Origin of the sequence: Streptomyces sp. TRM68367, assembly GCF_014495685.1 — a bacterium.
Classification (GTDB): Bacteria; Actinomycetota; Actinomycetes; order Streptomycetales; family Streptomycetaceae; genus Streptomyces.
In genome coordinates, this window is sequence record NZ_JACTVI010000268.1 from 1 (window position 1) to 790 (window position 790).

The window sequence follows — 790 nt, forward strand, 5'->3', positions numbered from 1 at the left end:
ATCCCAGCTCCTGGATCTCCCGGAACAGTTGCTTGATGGCGACGGCCGGGTCGGCGGCGCGGCGGGCGCGGAGGTGGTCTCGGTAGGGGTCGACGAGCGTGGGCTTGTAGCGGGGTGCGCGGCGGTCGCCGGTGGGCTCCTTCATGCGGGCGTACCGCTTGACGGTGTTCAGGGCGACATCGAGGCGGCGGGCGCATTCGAGCAGGCCGACGCCTTGGTCGAGCAGATGGTGAACCCGCTGCCAGCGCTCGCGGGTGGTCTGCTCGCGTACGTCCCCGGGCCGGGCGGGATTCACGGCGGTGGCCCAGCAGGCGGCGTGGGAGCGGACCTCGGCCAGGGCCTTGCCGCACAGGTTGGACCACAGGTGCCACCTGTCGCTGACCTGCACCGCTTCGGGGAGGGCCTGACGGATCGCCTCGCCGTAGGAGCCGGAGCCGTCCCGGCAGACGTACTCAGCCCCGGGATGCTCGCGCAGCCACACGATCAGGGTCTGGGCGGTGCGGTCAGGCAGGACGTCGATCCGCTCGCCCGTCTCGGCGTCGATGATCACAGTGGCGTAGCGGTGGCGGCGCTTGAGGGCGAAGTCATCGATGCCGAGCACGCGCGGGACGCGCAGCCGCGGTGCCGCCCTGCGCATGAGCATGCGCAGGGCGGTCGAGCGGGAGATCGCGCAGGCCAGCACGCGCAAGAGGCGGGCGCCGGCCCGGCCGGCTAACTCCTTGACCACGCAGCCGAGTTGGTCGGCCAGGCGGTTGGTGCGGCGCTGGTAGCGCTCCACGACACCGGGAAC

General features: G+C 72.2%; 1 protein-coding gene. It reads right to left on the reverse strand.

Going from position 1 to position 790, the window contains the following annotated elements:
- Positions 1-790 (reverse strand): transposase (locus H8R17_RS45410; protein WP_187828984.1); only part of this gene is annotated, 790 nt, incomplete at both ends.